Annotated in this window: 20 protein-coding genes; 2 read left to right on the forward strand and 18 right to left on the reverse strand. The window is 54.7% G+C overall.

Features of this window, described 5'->3' with window-relative positions:
- Window positions 1-113 precede the first annotated feature (113 nt).
- The 9 genes from dinG to EUZ85_RS20950 all read right to left on the reverse strand — a co-directional run bounded on the left by dinG (window position 114) and on the right by EUZ85_RS20950 (window position 15,644).
- Entirely contained in the window at window positions 114-2,270 is a 2,157-nt protein-coding gene (gene dinG, locus EUZ85_RS20905) for an ATP-dependent DNA helicase DinG (RefSeq protein ID WP_127971591.1), read from the reverse strand.
- A gap of 6 nt (window positions 2,271-2,276) precedes the next feature.
- Complete coding sequence (locus tag EUZ85_RS20910) at window positions 2,277-3,083, reverse strand: general secretion pathway protein GspB (RefSeq protein ID WP_127971593.1); 807 nt, start codon at window positions 3,081-3,083, stop codon at window positions 2,277-2,279.
- A 9-nt stretch (window positions 3,084-3,092) separates the two neighbouring features.
- Window positions 3,093-4,901, reverse strand: coding sequence for an ExeA family protein (locus tag EUZ85_RS31935; protein ID WP_127971595.1), 1,809 nt, complete (start codon window positions 4,899-4,901; stop codon window positions 3,093-3,095).
- A 128-nt stretch (window positions 4,902-5,029) separates the two neighbouring features.
- Window positions 5,030-6,514: a DUF3336 domain-containing protein gene (locus tag EUZ85_RS20920; protein ID WP_127971597.1), complete on the reverse strand. Its 1,485-nt coding sequence runs from the start codon at window positions 6,512-6,514 to the stop codon at window positions 5,030-5,032.
- 151 nt (window positions 6,515-6,665) lie between these two features.
- Window positions 6,666-7,391 carry a VacJ family lipoprotein gene (locus EUZ85_RS20925; RefSeq protein WP_127971599.1) on the reverse strand — a complete coding sequence of 242 codons (726 nt, stop codon included), beginning with the start codon at window positions 7,389-7,391 and terminating at the stop codon, window positions 6,666-6,668.
- A 534-nt stretch (window positions 7,392-7,925) separates the two neighbouring features.
- Window positions 7,926-9,047: a beta-ketoacyl-ACP synthase III gene (locus EUZ85_RS20930; RefSeq protein ID WP_127971601.1), complete on the reverse strand. Its 1,122-nt coding sequence runs from the start codon at window positions 9,045-9,047 to the stop codon at window positions 7,926-7,928.
- A gap of 136 nt (window positions 9,048-9,183) precedes the next feature.
- Complete coding sequence (gene hrpA / locus EUZ85_RS20935) at window positions 9,184-13,056, reverse strand: ATP-dependent RNA helicase HrpA (protein WP_127971604.1); 3,873 nt, start codon at window positions 13,054-13,056, stop codon at window positions 9,184-9,186.
- A gap of 408 nt (window positions 13,057-13,464) precedes the next feature.
- Complete coding sequence (locus EUZ85_RS20945; RefSeq protein ID WP_127971608.1) at window positions 13,465-13,854, reverse strand: VanZ family protein; 390 nt, start codon at window positions 13,852-13,854, stop codon at window positions 13,465-13,467.
- A 101-nt stretch (window positions 13,855-13,955) separates the two neighbouring features.
- Window positions 13,956-15,644, reverse strand: coding sequence for a long-chain fatty acid--CoA ligase (locus EUZ85_RS20950; protein ID WP_127971610.1), 1,689 nt, complete (start codon window positions 15,642-15,644; stop codon window positions 13,956-13,958).
- Between the two features lie 617 nt (window positions 15,645-16,261).
- Here EUZ85_RS20950 and EUZ85_RS20955 point away from each other — a divergent pair.
- Complete coding sequence (locus EUZ85_RS20955; protein ID WP_127971612.1) at window positions 16,262-17,188, forward strand: alpha/beta hydrolase; 927 nt, start codon at window positions 16,262-16,264, stop codon at window positions 17,186-17,188.
- Window positions 17,189-17,299: 111 nt separating this feature from the next.
- Entirely contained in the window at window positions 17,300-17,779 is a 480-nt protein-coding gene (locus EUZ85_RS20960) for a MaoC/PaaZ C-terminal domain-containing protein (protein WP_127971614.1), read from the forward strand.
- Between the two features lie 97 nt (window positions 17,780-17,876).
- Here EUZ85_RS20960 and EUZ85_RS20965 read toward each other — a convergent pair whose 3' ends face one another.
- The 9 genes from EUZ85_RS20965 to EUZ85_RS21005 are packed head-to-tail and all read right to left on the reverse strand — an operon-like array spanning window position 17,877 to window position 26,557.
- Entirely contained in the window at window positions 17,877-18,875 is a 999-nt protein-coding gene (locus EUZ85_RS20965; protein ID WP_127971616.1) for an AgmX/PglI C-terminal domain-containing protein, read from the reverse strand.
- Between the two features lies 1 nt (window position 18,876).
- On the reverse strand, window positions 18,877-19,374 hold the full coding sequence (locus EUZ85_RS20970; RefSeq protein ID WP_127971618.1) for a biopolymer transporter ExbD: 498 nt from the start codon (window positions 19,372-19,374) through the stop codon (window positions 18,877-18,879).
- Window positions 19,371-19,883, reverse strand: a complete 513-nt coding sequence (locus tag EUZ85_RS20975) for a biopolymer transporter ExbD (protein ID WP_127971620.1) — start codon at window positions 19,881-19,883, stop codon at window positions 19,371-19,373. The genes EUZ85_RS20970 and EUZ85_RS20975 overlap by 4 nt, the downstream gene beginning before the upstream one ends.
- A gap of 9 nt (window positions 19,884-19,892) precedes the next feature.
- Window positions 19,893-20,561, reverse strand: a complete 669-nt coding sequence (locus EUZ85_RS20980; protein WP_127971622.1) for a MotA/TolQ/ExbB proton channel family protein — start codon at window positions 20,559-20,561, stop codon at window positions 19,893-19,895.
- Between the two features lie 29 nt (window positions 20,562-20,590).
- Window positions 20,591-20,872: a hypothetical protein gene (locus EUZ85_RS20985; RefSeq protein WP_011396488.1), complete on the reverse strand. Its 282-nt coding sequence runs from the start codon at window positions 20,870-20,872 to the stop codon at window positions 20,591-20,593.
- 11 nt (window positions 20,873-20,883) lie between these two features.
- Window positions 20,884-21,477: a tetratricopeptide repeat protein gene (locus tag EUZ85_RS20990; protein WP_127971624.1), complete on the reverse strand. Its 594-nt coding sequence runs from the start codon at window positions 21,475-21,477 to the stop codon at window positions 20,884-20,886.
- Entirely contained in the window at window positions 21,455-24,256 is a 2,802-nt protein-coding gene (locus EUZ85_RS20995) for a tetratricopeptide repeat protein (RefSeq protein ID WP_127971626.1), read from the reverse strand. Before EUZ85_RS20995 ends, EUZ85_RS20990 begins: the two co-directional genes overlap by 23 nt.
- Window positions 24,253-26,007 (reverse strand): tetratricopeptide repeat protein, encoded by a 1,755-nt coding sequence (locus tag EUZ85_RS21000; RefSeq protein ID WP_127971628.1) that lies wholly within the window; start codon window positions 26,005-26,007, stop codon window positions 24,253-24,255. The genes EUZ85_RS20995 and EUZ85_RS21000 overlap by 4 nt, the downstream gene beginning before the upstream one ends.
- Window positions 26,008-26,032: 25 nt before the next feature.
- Entirely contained in the window at window positions 26,033-26,557 is a 525-nt protein-coding gene (locus tag EUZ85_RS21005) for a hypothetical protein (RefSeq protein WP_127971630.1), read from the reverse strand.
- Window positions 26,558-26,728 lie beyond the last annotated feature (171 nt).

The raw sequence follows: 26,728 nt of genomic DNA on the forward strand, positions 1-26,728 counted from the left end.
CGCCGCCCCTTTTTCCGGCCGCTCCGGCATTTTCAAACAACGCCCATACTTCAGCGCCGCACAATATGCCGCTGCTTCCTGCTATATAGGAATATATGAGCTTCTTTTGAAGTTTAGGATTCATTGGCGGTGGGCTGACGAATATCCGCCGAGACCACTTTATAAGGCGGCAACGCGTTGAGAATGATGCGGCCATATGACCGCGTCCACAGACGACGGTCCATAATCGAAATCTTACCGCTGTCTCTCTCGCTGCGCAGTAAGCGTCCGCATGCCTGTAGCAATCGCGTGATCGCATCAGGCAGCACCACCTGGTTGAAGGGGTTGCCACCCTTGGATTTAAGCCATTCCGCGTAAGTCGCTTCCACTGGGTCATCCGGCACGGCGAAAGGCAGCTTAGCGATAATGACGTGCTTGAGATAATCTCCCGGCAGGTCGAGCCCCTCAGCGAAACTGGCCAGACCAAACAGTACGCTGCCTTTGTTTTCATCCACCCGCGAACGGTGATTATCTATCAGCTGGCCTTTGTTGCCTGAGTCCTGGGTGATGATCAGGCTCCCCAGTTTGGTGTCCGCCAGGGCGCGGGCGGCGAATTGCATGTGCTTCCGGGCGCTGAACAGCACCAATGTGGCTTGCTTGTCATCGATGATGCGCAGCAGCGCCTGGCTTAACATCTCCAGGTAGCTTTCGGAATCCTGCGGGTCGCGGCCGAGATCGCAAAGCTCCAGAGTACAGTTGTTGTTGAAGTCGAATGGACTGTGATGAATCGCAAAAATGCTGCCGTCAGGAAGGCCCACTTGTCCCGCCAGACGATCAAAACGCCCCGCCACACTCAGCGTCGCGGAGGTCAGCACGCAGCCAAACGCTCGCGACCACAGCCGCTTGCGCAACAGATGCGCCGCATTGGTGGGGCTGACATGCACAACCACATCGCTATCCGATTCTTTAGCCCAGGTGGTCAGCCAGCGGGCGGTTGGCGTATGGCCCTCCTGGACTTCCTCACCCATGATTCGCCAGACATCTTCCAGATTCTCCACTTGCGACTGATACACAGACAGCGCCATCACCGCCTGATCGTAGGCCTGTCGCTGCGCGCCGCCTTGCTGCTCTTTTTCCGCAAGGTCCCGCAGACGCTTGAGCACCGCCTCCAGTTCCTTATTCATCTCGGCGACCTTATCCGCCATCGCCGCTGACAGCTTGCGCAGCTCTTCAGGAATCACGCCCATGGGATAACGGTACTGAAAGGTGGCGCGCTCGTCGTTTTCTTCCCACTCAATAGTTTCGTTCAGAAAGCGGGCCACGGCGTCGAGGTGGTGGTGCATTTCCTGAGACAGCGCCGCCATCGGGCTGACCCGGTTGGTGATCTGTTCGTCGTAGGCGAAAACGCTTTGCCCCTCCACCAGAGCCCGACTCAGCCCGCGCAACATTTTTTGTGAGGCCTTAAGACCAGCGCTGAAGGCGAAATGATTCAGCGCCTTATCCGCCATGTGGTGAGCTTCGTCAAAGATGTAAATGGTTTCTTCCGGCGGCGGCAGAACAAACCCGCCGCCCAAGGCCAGATCCGCGAACACCAGATCGTGGTTCGCGACAATAATCTCCGCCTTTTCGGACTCCATCTTCGCCTTGTAATAGGCGCACTGAGTAAAGAATGAGCAGCGTTTATTCAGGCACTGCCGATGGTCCGTGGTCACCGTTGACCAGATTGTCTCTTCGATGGGCTCCGGGGCGCTGTCCCAGTCCCCGCTCCACCCTTTGTCCACCATCCAGTTCATGAACCGTTGGTAGGCCTCCGCATCCACATCCTGCCCGCCGCTCTCCGGCTGCCCATCCAACAACAGGATGCCCTGCTCTTGACCGGCCAGATAGGAATCAAGTTTATGCAGACAGATATAGCGCCCCCGCCCTTTCGCCAACGCAACTTTGAACTCAAGGTCCGTGTGCTCCGCCAGCAACGGCAGTTCACGCTGCACGACTTGCTGCTGCAGGGTCACTGTAGCGGTGGAAATGACGATTTTTTTGCGCAACGCGGCCGCGAACGGAATGGACGCCATTAAATAGGCCAGGGTTTTCCCTGTGCCAGTCCCCGCCTCCACAACACAGGTGGTGGCGTCGTTGCTACGGCGAAACTCGCCGTCCAGTTCGATGGAGGACAGATAACGCGCTATCTCAGCGATCATATGCCGCTGCCCGGAGCGAGGCTTGATGTCGCGGGCGGCGATATACTTTCGATAGGCGGACTGAATCTGCTCCTTTATACCTTCATTAACCATGCTCGCCTAACTTTCGGGAGCCCAGTTACGGATGACGGGAATCCAGAATAACTGGCCGCCTTTATCCAACACTACGCCGTTTTCGGTAATCTGATACACCTTCAGGCCGGAAAAACGCTGCCCTTCCCGAAGATAGTTATTGTTGATCATGATTCTACGGTCATCCGCATTGGCGCTGTAGATATGACTATTGAATTCCATCGCCGGAATCTGCTGCTGGAAAGCGGCGCTCAGCTCAGAAATATTGGGATACTGTTCTTCCACGTTCTGAGCCGCTTCCGCCGTTCCGGAGCCGGGGATGATCATTGCTCTGCGTGAAGCGCCATTGGAGGGTGCGATAAGCATGCCGCCATCCGCGTTAATCGTCTCATCTTCCTCGCCGCCAAGATCCACATAGATATCTGTGTTAGAGGCGGTGTCCAGAGGCACTTTATCAACCATAAAGTCCGAGTTATTCGCGCTCATCGGTTGTACGGGAACCGCCTGAGCCGGCGCGCTCCCGGCAGTTGGCTGCACTGACTGGGGTTGCGCCGGCGTCGCAGCAGCTGTCGCCGACGAGGCTGTAGATGAAGCAGGAGCGGCGTCAGCGGAAACGGTCTCCACTGGCGTCTCTTTCTCGAAAGGGCGATTTATAAAAAAGAAAATCGCCAGGGCGATGGCGTTGAGGCTCAGCAATAATATGAGAATCAACGCCCAAGGCGCGCGCTTCTCTTTGCGTGGCATCATGAATGCGCCGCCTTGCACCACGTCAGGCAGCTTTTCCTGATATCTTTCTGATTCGGAACGTCTCAGGGCTTCAAGTATATAGGACATGTCGTTTTCCTATGAGCGCTTGATCGGAATAAGCAGAGGCGCTGTGCTGTCAGTCCAGCTGTTTAACATGATCAGGGTGATGGCGCCTGGAATGCCGTCCGGCAATATCCCGACCTCCTGCTGAAACCAACGCACCCGGTCTTTCAATGAGGTGTCAGGCAGCGGCTCCAGTGAAGGCATTTCGCCTTGCGACAGCCAAACCTCATTCACCCGTTTGATCTTGCCGTCAATCCACTCATTTTCATCCTGCACTTCCCCTGGCTGAATCACCATGGACGCATAAGGAGGGACTTTCCACAAAATGCTGTAATCGCCCTGCCAATGCCCATCCAGTTCCGCCAAAGGAATAGTATGACGTTCCCCATCCAGTTCAATCACCGCCGACTGATCCGCCGATACGGAGATTAGCGCAGCGCTGAAGGTTTCGCCGGTATTATTCATCAATTTCAACACAGCCGGACGATTAAGCTGCAGAAGGCTGCGCCAGTTGCCCTGTCGATGCAGACAGCGCAGCCCGCGAGTCTCTACGAATTCACACACCAAACCGCGGGCGCCGGCATTGTCGGCCAGTCCCCAGATATGCATTACGGACTGATAGGCTTTACGCGTATTGTCGCCCTTTGGTCGATAGGAACCCAGCACCTTGGAAGCTGAGGTCGCCACTGGCGACACCCAGGCGGCGGGCTGTGCGGCGGCGGTTGCAGTCGTGCCGCCGACGGAAGCTTCTGATGCCGCCCCTTTCTCATCGGAGGGTAAGGCGGCGTCTTTAAGCGCGCCCTCATCCCGCTGAATCTGACCTTCCCCTTCGCCCGCATCCGATAAGGCGGACGCCTGCGCAACCGCGCCGATAGCTTTTTCCGGCTGGCGGCGATCTTGATTGAGAGACAAACCCAGCACCAGAGTCAGGCCTCCCGCCAACGCTCCGGCGGCGAAGCCTTTGACGATCCAGTTATCCAACCATTTCACAGTGGTGCGCTTGGCGTTCAGGCCAATTTCTTTGCCCGCCATCTTGACCAGCGCAGGGGTCACGACCTGACTGTTTTCCGAATAAGCGCCTAACAGCGCGCGATCACAGATCAGGTTGATGATACGAGGTATGCCGCGACTGAGCTTATAAACCTTATTGATCGCCGCATTGCTGAACAGCTCTTTGCGGCAGCCTGCGACGGACAGGCGGTAACCGATATAGGCGCGCACATCTACAGGAGAGAGCGCGTCCAGGTGATAACGGGCCGTGATGCGCTGCACTAACTGGCGTAATTCCGGTCGCTGCAGCAGCTCTTTCAATTCCGGCTGCCCCAGCAAGATAATCTGCAACAGTTTCTTTTTTTCTGTTTCCAGATTGGTGAGCAGACGCAACTGCTCCAGCACATCTGAAGACAGGTTCTGCGCTTCATCAATCACCAGAGCCGTATGTTTACCGGCGGCGTGCGCTTTCAACAAATGTTTATGGATAACGTCTATCAGGATTTTGATGGAGCACTGCGCGGGATAAGCGATATGCAACTCATCGCAGATCGTGGCCAACAGCTCTCTGGCGGTGAGTTTCGGATACAGAATGAAAGCAATGTCCGTGTTTTTCGGCACCCGCTGCAAAAAGCAGCGACAGGTCGTGGTCTTACCGGTGCCGACTTCACCGGTCAGCAGCACGAAGCCCCCTTCCCTTTCAATGCCGTACAACAAATGCGCCAAAGCTTCTCTGTGGCGTTCGCTCATGTAGAGATAACGGGGATCAGGCGCGATGGAAAATGGGCTTTCTTTTAAACCGAAAAACGCTTCGTACATGGAATCCAAAATTGCGCCTGTTGGCGCGGGCATAGTTACTGTCAACGCGCTAGTGTAACGCGCCGGACGACGGAGTTAAATTATAGAAACTGCAAATTTCAGGGATTCGTCCATGAAACATACAAATTCCCCGTCAGCGTCGCGGCTGCGCTCCATTATGTCTATTTGGTAACGTTCACCACCCGCAATTCCGCCTTGCGCCCCTGTAGTCTGTTTTTCAATCGCTTGATACCTTTCTCCAGAGTCAGACTGATCTTGGAGTGCGTCCGAATCATGGAAATTTTCGGCCAGGTGGCGCGCTCGCCTTCCAACGCCAGACGCTCGACGACATCCGGCGAAGGATTGGAGAGCATCCTGCGGAAATGCCAGAAGCTATAACGGGGCGCAATGGTGACATCGCCATAATAGCGCTGCGCCAAAACCGTATAGGCCTGCCCGCATAGCTGTCGCAACAGTTCCGGCTCGGCCTGTTTCCGCAGATAATCAAACGCGCCCATCCCGTGAAACTGCATTTCCGCCCTGATCACCCGCAACGGCAGCGAGGCCAGACTGATTTTCTGGTCCCGCTTCTTCGCATTCATAAATGGAACGATATGCGGATTGGTCTGGCTCACAATGGAAAAGTTAATGTCATACAGGTGCTTGAGTCGCTCTATGGGCAGATCGCTCACCACCGAGCCGTCCACCCAGCGGAGTTTTGGCATGTAGGGAACAATGCCGCCGTTCTCATCCTTGCGCATCAAACACACAGGCGGGAACACCGCGGGAACCGCCGACGACGCCAGCGCGGCGCTCCATACCAGTAGATAAGGTGAGGTATAACCGCTAAGTAAGCGCTCTTTCTGGTGATGATGCACTGGCGAGACAGAGATATTAATACTGCGACCAGTGCGCTGATAGGCCTCTAAAAAGGAATACTCGCCAATATTGGAGCGCAGACATTTTTCCAGCTGGCGGATATCCATAAACCCGCGCCCGCGCAACCCATTGAACATTCCGATCCAGCGCCAGGCCTTGAGATTGTGACGGCTGGGCTCCAGCATTTCCGGAATTTCCGCATCAGTATGCGTTCCCAGCATGGCCGCAATAACCGCCCCCACGCTAGAGCCGGCGATCACCTGGGGCAGCAGGCCGCGCTCCCAAAGCGCCTTGATCACCCCGAGATGAAACAGCCCCAATGTGGCGCCGCCGCTGAGCAGCAACGACGGCCGGCCAAAGCTGATCGACGTATCTTTAAAAAACTCCAGTTTCTGCCGTGGCGGCAGCTCGGGAATATCATTGTCACAAACGTAATTGAGCGCGTCGCAGACTTGATTGACGTACTCCTCAATCAAGTGCTTGGTGCCAATATAACTGCGCTGATACAGCAAGGCATTCCCCATATTGCCGAGGTCATGGTGTAACCCTTCGCGTAAACTGCGGATCAGCTTGGAATGATCCCGCCCCTGCATCGCGTTACGCAGCTCCATCAGGCGGTCATAGATCAGCTCATAATTGTATAGATCGCTGGCGAATGACTCCTTCCACTCCACATGCCCTTCCAGATAATCCAGCTCCAGCGCGGCGTCACGCCAAGTGGCGTAGTCTCTCGCCTCGGCCATCGCCTTACGGTACTTGTGAAGTTTCGTGTTCAAATATCTCGACATCAGTCCCACCCAGCTATCAAATCCTTAGATTAAATATAGCTTATAGGACAGGGAGAGCCGCAAGTAGCTAAATGAGTGAAGGACGAGAAGAGGCGCGGCGAGAGAAAGGATGAGAAGGAAGCGGCGGGAGGCTGACTCCCGCCAGACAGACTCAATAGTCTTCGTCGAAGTCGTCGGAGGTAAAGGGATCTTCGATCTTGCCATCGTTAATCAGGAACTCACGCTGCTGCAGATAAGCGTTTCTGACGAAGGTATAACGATCGCCCTGAATCAGATTCTCCGCCGGAATAATATCAGCGCGCTTATCAACAATGCGGGTTGCGCTGGCGAAATACCTTTCCGGCTCAGAGAAGAGATACCCTACCGGGTCCGCATAACTGTCAGGAATGCGGCCGATAGTGTCGGTAACGGTGCCCGGCCCCAGAAACGGCAGCATTAGATAATTGCCCTGGGGTACACCCCAGTAACTAAGCGTCTGACCGAAATCCTCTTTGTCGACGGAAATATCAAAGGCCGTCGCCACATCGAACAGACCGCCTACTCCCCAAGTGCTGTTAAACATGATGCGACTGGCCGTCGCTGCGGCCTCGTGATGCTTCAACTGCAGAATATTGTTGGCCAACGTGACGACATCGCCTAGGTTGCCGAAAAAGTTCGTAATTGAGCGATCGACGACTTCCGGCGTCACCGCCCGGTAGCCTTTAGCGACGGGACGCAGAAAGTAGTCGTCCAGAAATTCGTTAAAGGCGAAAACCTTTCTATTGTAAGATTCCCACGGGTCCTGTGGGTGAGAGGCCATCGCCCCTGCGGGTGCGGCCATTGACAATAACAAAACGGCGGACAAACGCCTTGTGTGCTGCGGTTTACTCGTATCCATAAATCCCACTTAAGCGCCTTGGGGGCTCTCTGTATTCTTCAGTCTGGCTTAACTTCGGCGGTATTCAAGACTCTCAAAGTTTCCGTCTTCTTGCGGCGACCTCTCAACGTCGTCGCTATGCGGAATACTGAACTGGCCGCGGGCGCTTATTTTTATTGGATATGGCGGCGGATTGGCTCAAAGGCCCGATTAATATGCGGGCTAACTCACATTTTTGCAACGGCCGAGCAGTCTACCTGACAAAGTATCCACTTCAAAGTAGGTATTCCTCTGTAGCCCGGGCTTTATGGTTCGCAAACTCAACCTGAGCCAATTAACGCAGTTCCCGTCCGAGAGTCTGTCTCAAAATGACATTTATGAATAGTTACAGTTCAATGAAACGGGTTGCATCGGCTATGCAGAAAAAGAGGAGTCAGACCCAGAAATGAAAAAGCCGCGACGCAATCGCCACGGCCAGTGTCTAGTCCTGAAGTAGGTGTCAACCTATTTCAGGACGGGTCACAGAGAAAAGAAAGGGCTGGATTTCAGACTGGATCAAACCTTGCGGACAATAATGCTGCCTGCTGAATAGCCCGCGCCAAAGGAGCAAATCACGCCTAATGCACCGCCATTCAGGTCCTGTTTGTTCAGATGAAATGCGATGATAGAACCGGCTGAGCTGGTGTTGGCGTACGTGTCCAAAATGGTCGGCGCTTCCTCATCCGTCGCTTCCCGCCCTAACACCCTCTTTGAAATCAGTTGATTCATGCTCAAATTGGCCTGATGCAACCACATGCGGTTCAGCCTGGAGGCGTCGATATCGTTGCTGGCCAGATGCTCCACAATCATCTCAGAGACCATTGGCACCACTTCTTTAAACACCTTGCGCCCATTCTGGACGAAGAGCTTATCTGGCTTGCCAATCCCGGACTCGTCGCAACGATTCAAGAAGCCGAAGTTGTTGCGGATATTGTTGGAGAACAGTGTTTTAAGCTTGGTTCCGATAACCGCGAACTGGTGTTGGCTGGTCGCAGTCTCCGCCTTTTCCAGAATAATCGCCGTACAGGCGTCGCCAAAGATAAAGTGGCTGTCGCGATCTCTGAAATTCAGGTGGCTGGAGCAAATTTCCGGATTCACCACCAATACCGCGCGAGCCGAACCGGATTCAATCGCGTTGACCGCAGCCTGAATGCCGAAAGTGGCGGAGGAGCAGGCGACATTCATGTCGTAGGCGAAACCGTCAATGCCCAAAGCGCTCTGCACTTCCACCGCTACGGCGGGATAAGCGCGCTGCAGGTTTGAACAGGCGACAATGACCGCATCAACATCTTCGGGGGTCTTGCCCGCTTCAGCCATGGCTTTTTTCGCCGCATCGATCGCCATTTCACACTGTACGCTTGGCTCTTCGTTGCTGCGCTCCGGGATATAAGGATGCATGCGATCTACATCCAGTACGCCCTCTTTGTCCAGAACGTAGCGACTTTTGATGCCGGATGCTTTGACGATAAAATCAGCCGAGGATTCTTGTAGCGCGGCGACTTCCCCTGACTCGATTTTCTCTTTGTTCTCTTCGTTAAAACGTTGCACATAGGCGTTAAACGAAGCCACCAGCTCTTCATTGGAAATGCTGTAAGCCGGGGTAAACAGGCCCGTGCCGCTAATGACTACAGAACTCACGATTCAGCCTCTACTTATTTAATTAGTTATTGCACTCGCGTATTGACGAGAAATCTTAGCACATAACAGCGCCGGGGCTGGATGAATTTGCCCCGGCGCGCTCAGAAGAGTGTGACCATTATGTTAAGAAGCGGAATTAAATTCGGACTTTTTCCCATTGCTTCTGAAGCTTCTTCTCCGACACGCTCATGAGCGTGCCGAGCTTCTGCGCAAAATAGGAGACCCGGAACTCTTCCAACATCCAGCGGAAATTGGCCAGCTCTTCATCCACATAGCCTTCCCGCTGGTGCTTCTCTTTTCTCGCGTTATATTGCGACCACAGGGTCTCGAACATCAGCTGGAACTGACGCTCCAGGGTGATCTGCCTTGGCATCTTGTCCAACCGCTCCTCGATTGCAGCGAGGTAGCGCGGGTATTGCCGCAACCATTCCAACGGCGCTTCCGTGAGAAACCCGGGGTACACCAAGTGCTGCAGTTGCCGTTTTACATCCCCCAGGAACATCGCCAGCGCCAAAACCGTGCTCTTACTCAGGGATTTGGTTATGCGGTGATAGCCCTGCAAAATTTCATGCAGCAACAACGCAAGCTCTTCCGCTTTGGGGATCAAATCCGCCTTATACTGCTGCACCCGTCGATTGAACTCATCCGCGTTGGCGATCGCAGGTTTGTCTTTAAGGAAGACCTCTATACAGGCGGTCAATGCAAGCTCGTCCACCAAACCGTCCAGTTTCCCGGTTGGCGCATAATACAGCCCAATCTCCTTCAATTTGGGCAGATTCTTCTTCAGATACTTGACCGTATCCGCCAGCTTGAGCATGATCAGCCGCGCCATGCCAAGACGGTGTTGCGCCTGCGCAAAGCCAGCGTCGAACGCTGACTTTAACGCCACGGATGTTCCCTGGTCCTGCAAATAGGGATACAGAAACAGACTGGCGCCCGCCTGACTGACGGCGACTTTCTCCTGCATGGCGCCGAAGCTCCATTCAGTCAGCCCTGTCTGCTCTTTGAATAAGGTTCCAGATTCCTGCGCCAGCTTTTCCAGGCGCCCTTCAAGCCTTTTTACCAGCTCATGGTAATCTCGGCCCTGGTCGATTACGCCGCCCTGACTATCCACTACCTGGATATTCATACGCAGATGAGGCGGCAGCAGGGATTCATCCCATTGCTCAGGGGCGACCTGCATGCCAGTCATTTTGCGCAGTTGCTCTCCCAACGCCAAAGACATGGGATGGTTATCCGGAGCCATGGCGTCACTGGCCGCCTTGGCGAAATCAGGGACCGGCACAAAGTTTTTCCGGATCGCTTTCGGCAGTGAGCGAATCAACGCCTCGCACTTCTCTTTGCGCATTCCGGGGGCAAGCCAATCCAAGAGCCCTACCGGCGCTTGCGCCATCGCAGCGGCGGGCATGCGCACCGTCACCCCATCGTCTTTCGCGCCCGGCTCGAACTTGTAGCTCAGCTGAAATTGCTGCCCATTCCACAACAATGCGTCTGGAAACTGCTCTTCCAACTTCACTTCGGGCAGTACGCGCAGCAGCGCTTCCGGCGATAACAGCAACGCCTTTTTGTCGCCATCCGACAAGCGTTTGTACCAATACTCCAACCCTTTGACGGTGGTGATGTCCGCGGGCAGCTGCTCATCGTAAAACTGGAACAGCACTTCATCATCAACCAACAGGTCGCGACGACGGGCTTTGGCTTCTATCTGCTCCACTTCTTCCCGGCACTCCGCATTGTGCAGAATAAACGGCAGGCGACTGTTGATCTCGCCTTCAATAAGCCCTTCCCTTATCAGCGCCTCGCGACTGAACTGCGGATCAATGCGCCCGTAGCTCACCTGGCGACGGGGCACGACAATCAGGCCATACAGTGAGACCTGCTGAAACGCCAACGCCTCACCACGCTTCTTCGACCAGTGCGGCTCCAGATAACTGCTCTTCAGCAGTTGCGGCGCGACTTTTTCAATCCAGCCGGGCTCCATGCGAGCGACTGTGCGGGCGAACAGACGACTGGTTTCCACCACTTCCGCCGACATAATCCAGTTCGGGGCCTTTTTCCGCACTTTCGATCCCGGAAAGATCACAAATTTGCGCTGACGTGGACCGGCGTACTCGCCTTTTTCGTCTTTCTGGCCAATTTGGGTAATCAACCCCGCCAATAGAGCCTGATGCAGCTCGTCATAAGCGGCGGGCTCCGTGTTTTCTTTGTAGCTTTGCTCATGGCAGAGCAATAGCAGCTGGCGATGCGTATCGCGCCACTCGCGCATTCTCAGGAACGACAGGAAGTTTTTCTTACAGTAGTTGCGCAGTTGATTCGCGCTCAGTTCCTGACGCTGCGCCTCATAACCGTTCCACAGGTTCAGCAGACTGACGAAGTCGGATTGCTCATCCGCCCACTGTGCGTGTTTCTCATCCGCCGCCTGCTGGAATTCCATGGGGCGCTCGCGTGGGTCCTGCACCGCCAGCGCCGATACAATGATCAGCATTTCTTTCAGGCAATGTCCTTCCGCAGCCGCCACCAGCATCCGCGCTAGGCGGGGGTCAATGGGGAAACGCGCCAGGGTCCGCCCTATCGCCGTCATCTGCCGTTGCGCGTTTACCGCGCCCAGCTCTTCCAGCAACTTATAGCCGTCATTGATATAACGCTTGTCCGGCTTCTGCATGAAAGGGAACTTCTGGATATCACCCAGACGCAATGAGAGCATCTGAAGAATGACCGACGCCAGATTGGTGCGCAGAATTTCCGGATCAGTGAAGGGGTCGCGACCGACGAAGTCCTCTTCAGAGTACAGACGGAAGCACACGCCTTCGGACACCCGCCCACAGCGCCCTTTTCGCTGTTCGGCGCTGGCCTGCGAAATCGCCTCTATCGGCAGTCGTTGCACTTTGGAGCGATAAGAATAACGGCTGATGCGCACTTGTCCGGGGTCGATCACATAACGAATGCCCGGCACCGTCAGGGAGGTTTCCGCCACGTTGGTGGAAACGACGATGCGACGACCGCCGTGAGACTGAAAGATTCGGTTCTGTTCCTGATTACTGAGGCGGGCGTATAAAGGAAGGATTTCCGTGTTACGGAACTCTTCCTTGCGCAGCCGCTGCGCCGTCTCGCGGATTTCTCGTTCGCCCACCATGAATATCAGGATATCCCCGGGCGGTTTACGTTGTTCCCGCTCCATCTTTTCGATTTCCCGAACCACATGCACAACGCCATCCTGCAGACCGATATCCACCTCGTCGTCCATGGTGGTCAAGGGACGGTAATGCAGCTCCACCGGATAGGTGCGGCCGGAGACTTCCACCACTGGCGCGCCGCTAAAATGCTCGGAAAAACGGTCAAGGTCGATCGTGGCGGAGGTAATAATAACTTTGAGATCAGGACGCTTCGGCAGGAGGTTTTTCAGGTAGCCAATCAGAAAATCGATGTTTAACGAGCGCTCATGGGCTTCATCGATAATGATTGTGTCATAACGATTGAGGAAACGGTCATTCTGGGTTTCCGCCAGCAGTATTCCGTCCGTCATCAACTTCACCAACGTGCTATCGTCGGTATGATCGGTAAATCGGACCTGATACCCCACCTGTTTGCCAACTTCGCAGCTCAGCTCTTCTGCAATGCGGTTGGCTACGGAGCGCGCCGCCAGACGACGAGGCTGCGTGTGGCCGATCAAGCCATCCACGCCGCGCCCCAGATCCAGACAGATTTTTGGCAACTGCGTGGTTTTACCCGAGCCGGTCTCACCGGCGATGATAACCACCTGATTTTCAGAGATGGCTTTTTTGATTTCTTCCAGCTTATCGACGACAGGCAGATTATCTGGATACCGCACCTGCGGCATCGCTTGCAGGCGCGTCGCCCGAACTTCCATAGAACGCAGTGTTGCGCGCCAGAACTTTTCAACGTCCTTTTCCGCAACACAACCCTTTGCGATTTCCCGCCACTGCCTCTGCAATCTAAAACGATCTTTGATTAACACCAGGGACGGGTCAAAACGAGACTCACTCGACATGTAATATACTTTTTAACCAATACTAATTCAGGATGCGGATGTTAGCGGGAAACGGGTTAATAGTTAAGCGGTAAATGGGATAGCGCAATCACGCAACGACTTGAAATCCATGCAGAGATTCACGCAATTTGTACTCACAAAATATTGCCGCTGGGCGCGACTAACCACGACATCAAGTTTCATTATTTTATTATTAATCAGGCAGACAAATAGCTTCCTTCTATTTGTCTGCAACGACAGGGCCTGCACAGGTCAGGCCCTGTCTCCCGCGGCTAGCCGCCGCGCAGGCGCATCCATGCGCCTAGTTATTAACATGCCAATATCATTGCCATATTAATAATGACACTGGTTGCTCTCTTAACTCTTCACAGAAAATTTAATAAGTGCGGCGCAAAGTCCAAGGTAACATTAAGACTCAGTCGTCTTTTTGGCGGACAGCAATAGCGTCACCCAGGAAAAAAATGCAATGCCGACCACATCCGCCATGACATCGGTGATGTCCAGCGTGCGGGACGGGAAGAACGCCTGCGTCAGTTCTTCGCCTATTGCGAATGTAAGCACGCAAATCGCGCCAACATAGAGAGGAATCGGCCCCAGTTTAAGATGCTTGGTTTTAAAGGCGAAGTTAGCGGCCAGAGTCAGGACGCCAAACAAACAAAAGTGCCCCAGTTTATCACCGTAGGGAATGGATTGGACGAAGTCGAAGAAAATGCTCGCTCCGCCGGTATCCGCCAGATAAATAATCCAAAGAATAAACGCCAGAAACCCAAGGGCGAACAGACTGACCGCTTTCTGCATAACCAATTAACAACGCTCTACAACTGAAAGAACCCGCCTTTAATAACACAAAAAGCGGGCTCTCGCCCGCTTTTCAGCTTTCTTGAACTCGTCACGCAGAGCTACGCCGCTTTGTCTTTCTGCTTTTTGATTTCTTCGTCGCGCAGTTCCCGGCGCAGAATCTTGCCGACATTGGTTTTCGGCAATTCATCGCGGAATTCTATGGTTTTAGGCACCTTGTAAGCTGTCAGGCGTTCGCGACAGAACTCTTTCAGGGCGCTTTCAGTCAGGTTGGGATTGCTCTTCACAACGAACACTTTCACCACTTCGCCGCTTTTCAGATCAGGTACGCCAATCGCCGCGCACTCAACCACATCCGGATGACTGGTGACCACATCTTCAATTTCGTTGGGATAGACGTTGAAACCAGACACCAGGATCATATCTTTCTTACGATCCACGATACGCAGATAGCCGTCGTTCTGCACCATGGCGATATCGCCGGTTTTCAGCCAGCCGTCTTCAGTCATGGTTTTGGCGGTCTCATCCGGACGCTGCCAATAACCTTTCATGACCTGAGGACCTTTGACGCACAGTTCGCCTACTTCCCCAACGGTAAGATCTTTACCTTCATCGTCCATGATTTTCACCATGGTATTGGGAATCGGCAGACCGATAGTGCCGATTTGGATGGCGTTCATGGGGTTGATGGAAACCACTGGCGAGGTTTCTGTCATACCATAGCCTTCCGTCACATCACATCCGGTGACCTTTTTCCACATTTTCGCCGTATCGCTGGTCAGCGCCATTCCTCCGGCGGCAGTCACCTTCAGAGAAGTAAAATCCAGCTCCTGGAATTTTTCATTGTTGCAAAGCGCCACGAACAGCGTGTTGATCCCCAGGAACGCCGTGAATTTCCATTTGCCCAGCTCTTTGATAAAGCCGTCGAAATCCCGCGGGTTGGGAATCAAAATACTGTGGTTGCCGGTATCCAGCATGACGCCGCAATTCATGGTGAAAGAATAAATGTGGTACAGCGGCAGTGGGGCAATGACGGTCTCAATGGCTTCGCCCAGACGCACCGTCAGTAGCGGCTTCAATTGCGCCACGTTGGAAACCAGATTCCGGTGAGTCAGCATCGCGCCTTTGGCGACGCCGGTCGTGCCGCCGGTGTACTGCAACACCGCGATATCTTCGGGGTTCACGTCGACAGGCTTGAAGGTGTAGCGCGCGCCCATGGACATGACTTTAGTGAACGGGACCGCATTGGGAATATTATATGGCGGCACCATTTTCTTGACGTACTTGATCGCCGCGTTCATCACCATACGTTTGATTGGCGGATGCATGTCCGGAATCTGCGCCACGATGACGTGTTCCACGCCGGTGTGGGGAAGCACTTCCTGCGCCTGCGAAGCCATGTTGGCCAGAACCACCAGCGCCTTGGCGCCGGAGTCGTTGAACTGATGCTCCATTTCCCGCGGGGTATAAAGCGGGTTAGTGTTAACCACGATCAGTCCCGCCCGCATGGCGCCGAAAACAGCGATCGGATATTGCAGCAGGTTAGGCATCTGGATGGCGATACGGTCGCCGGGCTTCAGGTTGGTTTCATTCTGCAGGTAGGCGGCGAATGCGCGCGTGTGCTTCTCCATTTCGCCATATGTCATGGTGGCGCCGACGGCAGTAAACGCTGGTTTGTCCGCGTATCGTTTACATGCCTGCTCGAACATGTCGACAACCGATTTGTATTTCCCCAATTCAACTTCGGATGGAACTCCGGGGGGATATTTATCCTTGAAAAAATTATCCATACCGCTATCTCCTGGCCAACGCTGTTAATAGGCAATCTGATTTATATTTGTAATTGTCTTCGGCAAACGGGACTGGCTAAGAGATGACCGCGTCGCCCAAGGCGACGACTTCAAGGATGACGGAGCAATGCCGCAGCTAACTCGACGCTTATGCGCCCGGCGCTCGAACCTGCGCCGTAACCCTTAAATTGAGTGAATTCCACTGCACAGAGCAACGTCGACTTCCGCACTCAGCGGTTTCGACGCACTCCACATTAGAAACTCTTACTCGCGATCATATATAAGCCAATCATCGAATCCCTGACGACCACTACCCCATTCTTACTTCTGTCATCGGGCGGCGCTATTTTCAGGAGAATCACCCGGTCGGGTGATTACCCCATTAAGCCGGAACGGTATAGTGGGCTCGTTTTTTATAGTGCGCGATAGAATAGCAGCTTTATTTTGGCTTATGTAGACAAAAGTCTTACTTAATTATCGGAGCTTCCCTGGTTTCTCTGGGGCAATGCAGAGCGGAAATACCGCGACAATAATCGTTGACGCTGATGCCGACGGTAGCTAAATTGTTGCGAATAAGCGTATAAAACACTAATAAAATCCAATAAATAGCAAACATCATGCGCAACCTGGAAGATTTCCTGACCAGCACGGACGGCCATAAAATCGGGTACTACAGATGGATACCGGACGCCCCCGTCATACGCGGCGTTATTCAGATTTCCCACGGCATGGCGGAGCACGCCGGACGCTATCGAAATCTGGCCGAGCACTTCTGCGCCCAGGGATACGCGGTCGTAGCGCATGATCACCGCGGTCATGGCCGCTCTATCGCCAACGGCCAGACCGGCCATTACGCCGATCGCGACGGCTGGGACAAAGTCGCCGCAGACCTGCTGTTTATGGCCAATCAGATAAAAAACTGGCGTCCAGACGTTCCGCACTTTCTCTTCGCTCACAGCATGGGGTCTTTTATCAGTCTGCAATGCCTGATCTCGCACCGCCCGCCCTTTGACGGCGTTATTCTTTCCGGCAGTAATTATGGCGCGCCATTGAAATACCTTGCGGCGGCGGCCATCGCCAGGGCGGAAAAGTTGCGTCTGGGCGCGCGCAGCGCCAGTCGCCTGCTGGATCAGCTCTCATTCGGCTCATTCAATCATCGCTTCGCCCCCAATCGTACGGAATTCGACTGGCTTTCCCGCGACCCTGCCGAAGTGGACAACTACATTAAGGACCCATGGTGCGGCTTTATTTGCACCACCGCCACCTGGATCGCAATGCTGGACGGCCTGCGGCGAATTTTCACTTCCGCCAGCTTCTCCCGCATCAACCCCAATCTGCCCATATATCTGATTGCGGGAGATAAAGATCCGGTCGGAGAGTTCGGCAAAGGGGTGAGAAGGCTGGAGCGCCACTTACGCGAGGCGGGCGTACGCGACCTTAGCTGCACGCTCTACCCCGACGGACGCCATGAAATGCTCAACGAGATCAATCGCCAGCAAGTGCTGAACGACCTGTTCTCATGGGTGTCAGCGCACACTCCGTAACAGACGCGTTAGAGGAATTTGGATTACACTAATATATAAAGGAAAGTTAATCCCTGCGTCGCCACTCTCCGGCGTGCGTTGTCAGCAACCCAATCAAGTTATCAGTTCACTATGGACGCGCTAGAAAACATTACCTACGACGAACTTCATGTGGGCGACTCCGCCACTTATACCCGTACACTGACAGAGCAGGAAATCGTTCTGTTCGCCGCCGTTTCCGGTGATATCAATCCGGTGCATCTGGACGCCGAGTACGCGCAGTCCACGGTATTCAAGGAAAGAATCGGCCACGGCATGTGGTCCGGCGCACTGATTTCGGCGGCCCTGGCCACCGTTATTCCAGGCCCCGGCACCATTTACCTGGAGCAGCACCTGAGCTTCAAGCGTCCGGTAAAGTTAAACGATGTCCTGACGGTCACCCTCACAGTAACGGAAAAGCTGTCAAAGAAACGGGTCGTGCTGGATTGCGCCATTCACAATCAAAATGGCGTATTGGTGGTGGAAGGTCAGGCGAAGGTCATCGCCCCGGATGAGAAGATTTCACTGGAAAGGCCCACACTACCAGCTATATCCATCAGCGGCGACCACTAATTCGCCAGCCAAGAGCGGCCGAATCCATCACATCCGCCGCTCATATTTCTCCATAAAAAAAGCGCCCACTCAGGGGCGCTTTTTTGTTTGCTCAGGCTTACAGCAAGTCAATGGGATATCTGATCGCCTGCTTGCTTGCGTTGGATTTGGCGCCGAAGTTCAGCAGCCTTAAACGAGCGCAAATCTTCTTCTCGAAGTCAGGATTATTCAGATTACTTTCCACGATCTTGCATTGCGATACACTGCCGTTCGCTTCCACCATCAATTCAGGCACCAGAGTTCCTTTCAAAGTAGGGTCCTGACGACGGGCCCGCTGATGGATGGACGCCAATGCGCCCTTAGCGCTGTCGAACACCTTCCTGATTTCTTCCAGCGTGCGCGTTGCGCTACGCTGATTGCCAGAGCCGGAACCAGACGTTTTCTTGCTGGTGGAACCGCCGCCCGGCTGGGCTTTTTCCTGCACTTCCGTCACCTTACGCGAAGCCAGCGCCACCTGTTCGGTAGACTTATCCAGCTTGTTGGCGTCCACCCCCCCACTCCCTGACGTGGAAACATTGTTCACCAGCTTATCCGACGCCTTCTTGCTGATCGGAGTCGCCGTATACAGCGGCTGGTCTGACGCATCCGCCGTGTCCGCCAGCGCTCTCATATCGGAGAGCTGATCGCTCAGCGCCAACAAACCAGAGCTTTGCGCTTTCTCGCGCGCCTGATCCACGGTCTGCTGCTTGGGTTGCTCCGCCTTCGGCGTCACCTTTTTCTCAGGTTTCGGCTCAGGCTTGGACTGCGGTTTGGGTTCTGGCTTTGGCTCGGGTTTTGGCTTGGGCTCTTCTTTCTTCTGTTCCTTTTTCTCCGGCTTCGGTTCCGGCTTTTTGATTTCCGGTTTTGGCAGCTCCCGTTTTTCAATCACTACCCGCGCCAGCTGGGGAGGCAACGCCTCCAACTCTTCACGGGACTTCTCGGGTAAATCGACCAACGGGATAATCACGCCCGCCACCAGCATAACCAACATGGCGAACGCGAGAATCAGAAAGAAACGATCTCGCTCTCTAGCGTCAACGTTCCACGGCAAAGGAGAGCCGGCGCGTGCTTTCACCATGCTAGGCCTCCTTCTCGGTAGTGCGTCTTACCGCCAGTGAGATACTGCTGTAACCCGCTTCCACACAAGTGGACATGATTTTCTTCAGCAACTTATAAGGCAGCTCTTTATCCGCCATGATGGTAATTGGTCTACCTTCAGGCGGCGCCGGCGTGTTGACGCGGGACACCTGATAGTCCAACTCCAGCTTGAGTCCGTTAATCAACAATGGGGCCTGATTAACGGCGGCGGCGACCTTACTGACCACTCTGCCGCCGACAATAATGTCGTCATCCGTCACCGTGACGGTCAACTGATCAGTGGGCGGCTGGTCGGCAATGGAGACGGGCAACTCTACAGCGCTGTTTTGCTGCAGCACCTGCACATCGGATGAATTCACCATCAGGAAGAACACCAGAATAGTGAATATATCCATCAGCGACACCAGATTCAGCGACGCTGTTTTATGCATTCTTCGGTAATGACGTTGATAACGCTTGGCGCGGCCTGACTGCTTCATTGCGCGCCTCCCGCCGGAATGATCTCAGGCGCATCGGCAATGGAGATATCCGGGAACAACTCCGCGTTAACCACACTGCCCGCCACAACGGTTTTGTAGGAACGCACCTTGTCCATCACACTGACCAGTGTTTGATAGGACGTGCTTTCCTGAGGCAACAGGGTAATGTCTTTTTTCTCCGGAACCCGAGCTTTGATGTCCTGCATAGCCAGTGCGAGCGTCTTATAGTCATGCTCGCCTTCCGCCTGCTTCGGGATCTGCATGATGACCCCGCCCTTGTTATCCGCAATCACCAACTGCTCTTCCAGGATCATGACCTGCAATTGCAGCTGGTCTTTATTATCCTGCGCGGAGTTGGCGGCGGACTCAGGGAGGTTCAGGTTCAGAACGCTGGTTTGAGAGAACACCAGATTGATCAGCAGCACCGGCACCAGGACGATCATGAGATTCATGAACGCCGTGATGTCCAGGTCAGCGACAGCCTCCGGACGACGGTGTTTACGACGCATCGGTCTGTCCTATGTTCTTTCTGGTGCGGCTTTCGCTACCGGGGCGGCCTGGGCTGGTTTCTCCGAAATCAGGTTCATGATCTTGATGCCAGCCATTTCAAAACTATCCACGATTTCGTTGGTTTTGGTTTGCAGGATGGCGTGCACCAGCAGTAAAGGAATCGCCGCAATCAAGCCGAATGCAGTGGTGTTCATCGCCACCGAAATACTCTTCGACAACAAGTTGGCCTTCTCCGCGGGGTCGGCGTTGGCGACGGCGGTAAAGGCGGCGATCAGACCAATGATGGTCCCCAGCAGCCCCAACAGCGTGGAGACGTTGGCGAGCGTCGCCAGATATTGCGTACGCTTTTCCAGTCGAGGCAGAACTTCCATCAAGCCCTCTTCCATCGCGTATTCAATCTGGTCCCGAGGCTGACGGTTCAGCAAACGGGTCAAACCCGCTTCCACGATGGTGGACATGGCGGTCTTGGATTGTTTGGCCTGCTTCAACGCGTTGAGGTAATCCTTGCGCCCGATCATCATGATCAGTTTGTTGAAGTCCGCGCGGTTGCTCAACTTGGCGACGCTGAGATAGATATATCGTTCAACAGCGATTGCTACGCCGATCACGAGGACAATGGCGATGGGATACATGAAAACACCACCATCTTGAAAAAAGCGAACGACAGTCTCGAACATATCGCGCTGACTCCTTAATCACTTCTAGGTTATTGCTGGTCTAAATCGCCTATCTTAAGGTTTTTACGATAGTACAGACTTTGCCGAAACGCCTGTCTATCTAGCGGTCTGAGCGCGCCGTCCAATTCTTTTTCCGGCTCCGGAACTTCAATCGCCGGACTATCCGGCGTTCCCCAGGGAACCAGGTACAAGACCTTGGGTTGCTCCTGCTCGCCTCTCAACGCCGTTCCTTCAAGCTCGATCAACTCAGCCGCAAAACCTGCGTTACTGTAGAGACCGCAGAGGCATAAGGCAAGTATTTGAAATCTCATACCTTCTCCGCCTATTGGATACGCCGCTCAAGGTCGGCGATCCACATCGCCACTTGCTCGTCGGGAGCGGATCGAAGTTCCTGGCAGCGCTGGTAATGCTCCAACGCCCGCACGTAATCACCCAGATACATGTCGTAAAGTATAGCTATATTACGATGATAAACCGGCTCATTCGGCGCCGCCTTCAGCGCTCTTTCATAAAACGCCAAGGCATTCTCAAAATCACCCTCCTCCCGCGCTAAAACTGCCAACTGATTCAAAGCTCTGGCGTCTTTGGGGTTTACATCCAGCGCCTGAGCGTACCATGTCCTGGCGGAAGGCAGGTCGCCCTGCTTTTCAGCAATGACTCCCAGATTGAAATAAGGCGCGCTGAGACCCGGTTTATCGGCGATGACCTGCTTGAACAAATTCTCCGCCAAGGCGACCTGATTATTGTTTAACGCCGCCAGCGCCTGATCATACTTCATCTGAGTCTGTTCTCCGGCAGGAGAGATATCAGCGGTAGCGTCCTTGCGCGCCGGCGAACCGGCGCAGCCAACCAGCAACAAGGCCGCCGTTAGCGCCAAACCTGTAACGCCGTGTTTATTGCAACGTTTGCGCGACATCCACCTTTACCTCTTGCTTGTCATATCTGGCGGGCATAATTTCCCGCAACGCCAGATAGCTTTTCTTAACCCACTCGTCGTAAACCCCTTGCCGGGTCCGGCTTGCATTGAGCTCGAGAAACTCAATGGCTTTTTCTTCAAAGGGAAACGCCTGTTCCTCCAACAGCAGACTGTATTGCTCCCGCTCCAGGTCACTCAGATTACCGGGGCGATTGGACTCAATGATGTCTCTGCCCAGTTGGCGATACACTTCGCCCATCATGTAGGTCGCCGCAGTGGCGTATTCGCTCACGCCATAACTGTTGATGCGATTGAGACGCTGCATGACTTTCTTCAGCGCAGCTTGTTTGGCCGCCAACGACTTGTTCAACGGCAAGGTCAGGCGCACCTCATCAAATACGGCTTTCTCTTGTTGCGCCAGCGTCCAACTGGCTTCCGCCGCCAGAGAGCGGCTCGCAGGAGTCCGATCAGCGCCGCCGTTCTCCTCAAACTGAATCAACTTCTCCCGCCACTGATCCGCTTGCTGCATCTGTGCGCTTTTAGCGTAGTAATCAATTAATGCGCCTCTGACCTGGATGGCGGTCTCGAACGGCGCCGGGAACTCGTTCGCATATTGCAGATACACCTTGGCCGCCTGCTGTGCCCGCCCCGCGTTCTCCATCAATTCCGCCGCCTGCAACAGCGCCTTGCGCTTACGCTCAGTGTCTTTTTCACCTGCGGCGATACGCAGTAGTTCATCCGCGGCGGATTCTGGGCGCTGGTGCTGTTGATAGGCGTATACCAGCTTTTCGCCAATACCCGCCGTCAGCTTGTGGTCGGGATAACGCTTACGGAAGTCATTCAGCAGATCAATGGCCTCTTTCCAGCGCCCCAGGTCAATCGCACGCATGCCCGCATCGTATTGGGCGCTGACGCGGACTTGGGATTCGGGCGCTTCGTCGATCACTCTCTTGTATTCCATAAACGCAGCAGCAACGTCGCCACGCGCCTCCGCCTGCTCTCCCTGGCTGTATATGCTGGCGGCGAAGTTTTCCATCAACACGTCATAATCCGGCGCCTTGCGGGAGCGCAACGACAGCGCCTGCCGGTAGGCGTGCTCGGAGTCCTGATATTGGCTCAACGCAAAAGCGGAGTGACCGGCGACAGTCCATGCCGCATTACGGGTCGCCTTATCTTCCGCAAAAGAGGCAGCCTGGGTGGCGGCATCCAGGGCTGCGCCATACTGCTCCATGGCGTAGAGTTCATTTGCCGCAAACAGCAGGCTTTCTGTCGCCCGTGAATCCCGCGGGAAAGTTTTCGCAAACCGCAACAGCGCATCCACGCGGCGGCTTCGCAATGCAGGGTCTTCCTGACTCGCATCCACCGCTTTGCTCAGAGCGTTGACACCGGCATAGGCGGCCTCATGACGTTGAGGGAAGTCAGGATAGAAATAACCCGCCTTGTCATAAGCCCGCACCGCAAGTTCCCACTCCTCCAGTAGAAAATACGCTTCGCCCTGCAAATAAAGCGCTTCAGCGGTTTTCCCTTCAGAGGGAAAAATTTCCTCCATGCCATCAAAATACGCCACCGCATTCTGCAGGTGCGAACGACGTTCCACCCCCGCCGCCTTCAGGCCAAGGGCATATTCTCTTTGTCCGAGATCATCAAGATATTGATAGAGAGAGGGACGCAAACGGGTTTTGGCGGTTTCTTGCTGAGATTTCCAATAGTTCGACGACAGCCCCAGTTCACGGGTAAAACGGGCTTTCTCCTCCCATACCAGCGAAGGCAGGCCGCCCTGATCGTAGGCGGCGATAATGCGGTCATGGAAGTCGCTGCGGTCCGTGGCCGCCGGATAGGCGGCGATGTAAGCCTGCGCGCTGGCTGCGGCATCCTGATAACGCTCGCGTTGCAGGTAGTAGTCGTATAAAGCCGCATACAGTTTAGGGGCCAAGGGACGATAGTCGCCCAGCGCAATAGCCGCTTTCAGCGTTTCCGGCCCTTTACCGTAGCTGGCCATGATACTGACGATGCGGAGGGCGTCATCCCCCGCTTCACGGACGCCGGGCGCCATCTGCCCTGCAGGAGTGGAATTTGACTCCAAGTGAGACAGCACTTGCAAAAAGGTCTGCAATGAAGCGCTGAAGTTTTCCTGTTTAAACTGGGTCCAGCCCAACATATAACGGGCCTTGGAGGCCAGATCGCCATCTCCTCGACCCGCCAGCACCCGGCTGTAAGCCGATTGCGCTTTGACGTATTCACCAGCGCTGTAGCGTAACTCGCCAATACGGAACCACGCTTCTGTCGTATAACTTGAGCGCGGATACTGCCCCACCAGCCGCTCCAGACTGGCCAACGCTTTATCGGTACGCCCCAGCATGCCGCAGGCGCGAGCCAATTGATAAAGAATACGGTCGTTGTCTTTGTCCCCCGGTTGACGCTGCAACAGGGCCTCGTAGCTCTCTATCGCGATGTTCCATATTTCGTCGTCGATCAGCCCCTGGGGTTTGGCGTCGTAGAACAATTCTTCCAGATTGATCAGCCGATGCAGCGCCTTGATGCGTACTTCCGGGTCGGAGGCTTCGCGGATCAGACGACTGTATCGCAACGCCACCTCATTCAAAGGCGTACGCGGCGCCACCCGATAGCTGAAGTCGATATAGGCGGGTTTCAGCTCGCCGATGGTCTTGTCCGCCTCGTCCTTCTCCACGATAACGATCGGCGCCAGCGTGTCCGCCAGCGCTCGCATAGGAATAAAACCGAGAAGACTCACACTGAGCACCAGGGCCGCCGCTCTCATAACGCCCCCTCCCCGGCTGTCGCCGCATCTGGCGAAACGGGCTGCTTCTTACGCAGCTCAGCCACAGCCAGGTCGTCATACAGATTCACCAACGCCAGTTGACTGCGCACGTGATAGCCGTCTATTTCGCGCCAGTGCTGCTGCAACAACTTGACCGCAAGTTGCGACAGTTTCTTGTCATAATCGTTGATTTTACCCGCCAGTTCCCGCTGCATGGCGGAGAATTCTTTCTGCAGGGCCGCCACTTTGCGCAGTTGTGTCTTGTAGAGATCGCCACCCTGATGCAAGCCGCCCTGAACGCTGACAAAATTCTCTTTTAGCTTGTTTAATGCATCATCCAGGTCTCGCAGCGCCAGCAGTTGCAGCGCTTTTTGATCGTCGGAAGCTTCGGCGGCGGACTTGGCCAGCGCATTGCGTTCCGACACCAGTTGATTGAGTTGTTGCGGACGCACTTTTGCAAGCGCCTCAGCGGCGTCCCGTTTCGCCTGACGCGCGCGGCTCTCCAAGGCGGCGGAGAAGATCTCCATGCGTTGCGCGCCATCCTGCAGCGACTGCAGTAAGCCGTGCATTTGCAGCAGTTCTTTGGCGAAGGGAAAGAAATCAGGCTTATCCATCAAATAATGAACAAAGGCAATCTTCGGCGTATTGGTGAGCAGATCCGTGGCCAAATACCATTCCACTTCGCCGTTCTGCAATGGCGCCTGCAGCAGCAAGTCCAGCACGCCTTTTGCATTGATTTCGGTCACGACCTCGTCAACCTGGCGCTTTTCTTTCTCATACACAGCGATGGCTTCCAGATAAGCGTCAATCGCGGTGGCGCGCAGTTTTTCCTGCTCATAACCATAGGCGATGGCCTGGAAGGTCTCCGCCACGCCGGAGGACGTGAGGGCGAATTTTTTGGCCCGATGCCAGGATTGAATGGCAGTGCGATAACGCCCCAGTCCCGCGAACGCCATGCCGTAGTCATAGATCGCCGCCGGCGCTCCGGGACCGGAAGCATGGACGTTCTTCAGGAACGACAGGGCTTTGTTGTAATCTTTGTCCAGCAAAGCAATATGGCCCGCCGCCAACAGGACGCGATCACTCAACTCGCGCCCTTCATAACTGTCGTCAGCCATGGCTGTAGCGACGCGAAGCGCGACCAACGCGCGAGAAGAATCAGGATCATCCGCGGCGTAATTCACTCCCAGGTTATAATAACCATGGGCAGCCCACAGACTTCCCTGGGAGGCCTCGCCGAGAACCTTGGCCGCGTCCTGCGGACGCCGCAATTGCAGGTAGCTGTTCGCCATGTAGTAAAGAGCTTCGTCTTTGCGATCCCGAGCCATCCCTTTCATCGCCCCCGCGAACAACTCCACCGCCTCTCCCCACTCGCCATCGCGATAAGCGAGACGCCCCTTGATCATTTGCGCCTGCTGTTTCACCTCGGGTTCTCTGGCGGTGAATTGCAAATGCTCCAGGAGCGACTCCGCATTACGACGCATACCGAACTCCAGACCGGATTCGATAGCGAGAATATGGTTCAGGTTATGGTATTGATTACCCACATGATTGGAGCCAAGGTGCTCGTTCTCCAACAGCACCAGGGATTGTAGAAAGTCATTGGTGTAATAGTGGAACAGGGCTTCCCGGTGCAGCAATTCGTCAGCGGTTTCTTGCGCCCGCACAGCGCCGGCGAGCATGCACAGGCAATGCAGAATCAAAAGCAGGACGGACATTCGATTCATGGTTGGCGTTACATCCCCTTTCATGACGTTCGACCGTAATCCGCAGCGCTTAGCGCAGCTCTCTGATCAGAAAACGGGGCGTTCTGACGCCGTCGCCCTGCACCCGCAACTCCAGGTATTTAGAGCCATTTTCTTTATTGAAAGACAGTGTCGCCGCTTTTCGCAGGTATTTTTCGCCGGCGCTGCGTCCGTTGAAAACCGCCACCGCCTTGTGCGCGCCCGCAGGCAGGTTCCCCATAAACAGACGTTGCACGCCGCCGCGCTGCAATGCCTGCAGTTCACGCGCGGAGTAGAGGTAGGTGGTCGCCATGTCGCCGTCCAGAGTGAGTTCGACGGAATCCAGCTCAAAACCGACGCTTTCATCTACGGCCAGAAAGAACACCACTTGCGTGTCGATGGGATACAGGACTTCTTCCTGCAGTTTATATAACTCGCGGTTGAGTTCGATGACGCGTTGCTTGAGGGCTTCCATATCCCGCTCGGTTGCGGCGCTATGAGCCTGGGAGGAAATGACGAATGTCAGTATGTGCAACGCTGTAATGATTATTCTTGGAATTATTCGCAAAGCCTTCATCCTCAATACCCTTGTGAGAGCCGAACTCTCGGGTGAACGCAGAAAGAGACGAAAGCCATGGTAGCACCGGGTCGCCAGCGATAGTGTGAACTCGATTCACCAAACTACACAAATGTTTACAAAACGAGACATGGTTAGCGTTCGCAACTGACGCCTGATTCGCCAGCGCCG

The organism is Hahella sp. KA22 (assembly GCF_004135205.1).
Classification (GTDB): domain Bacteria; phylum Pseudomonadota; class Gammaproteobacteria; order Pseudomonadales; family Oleiphilaceae; genus Hahella.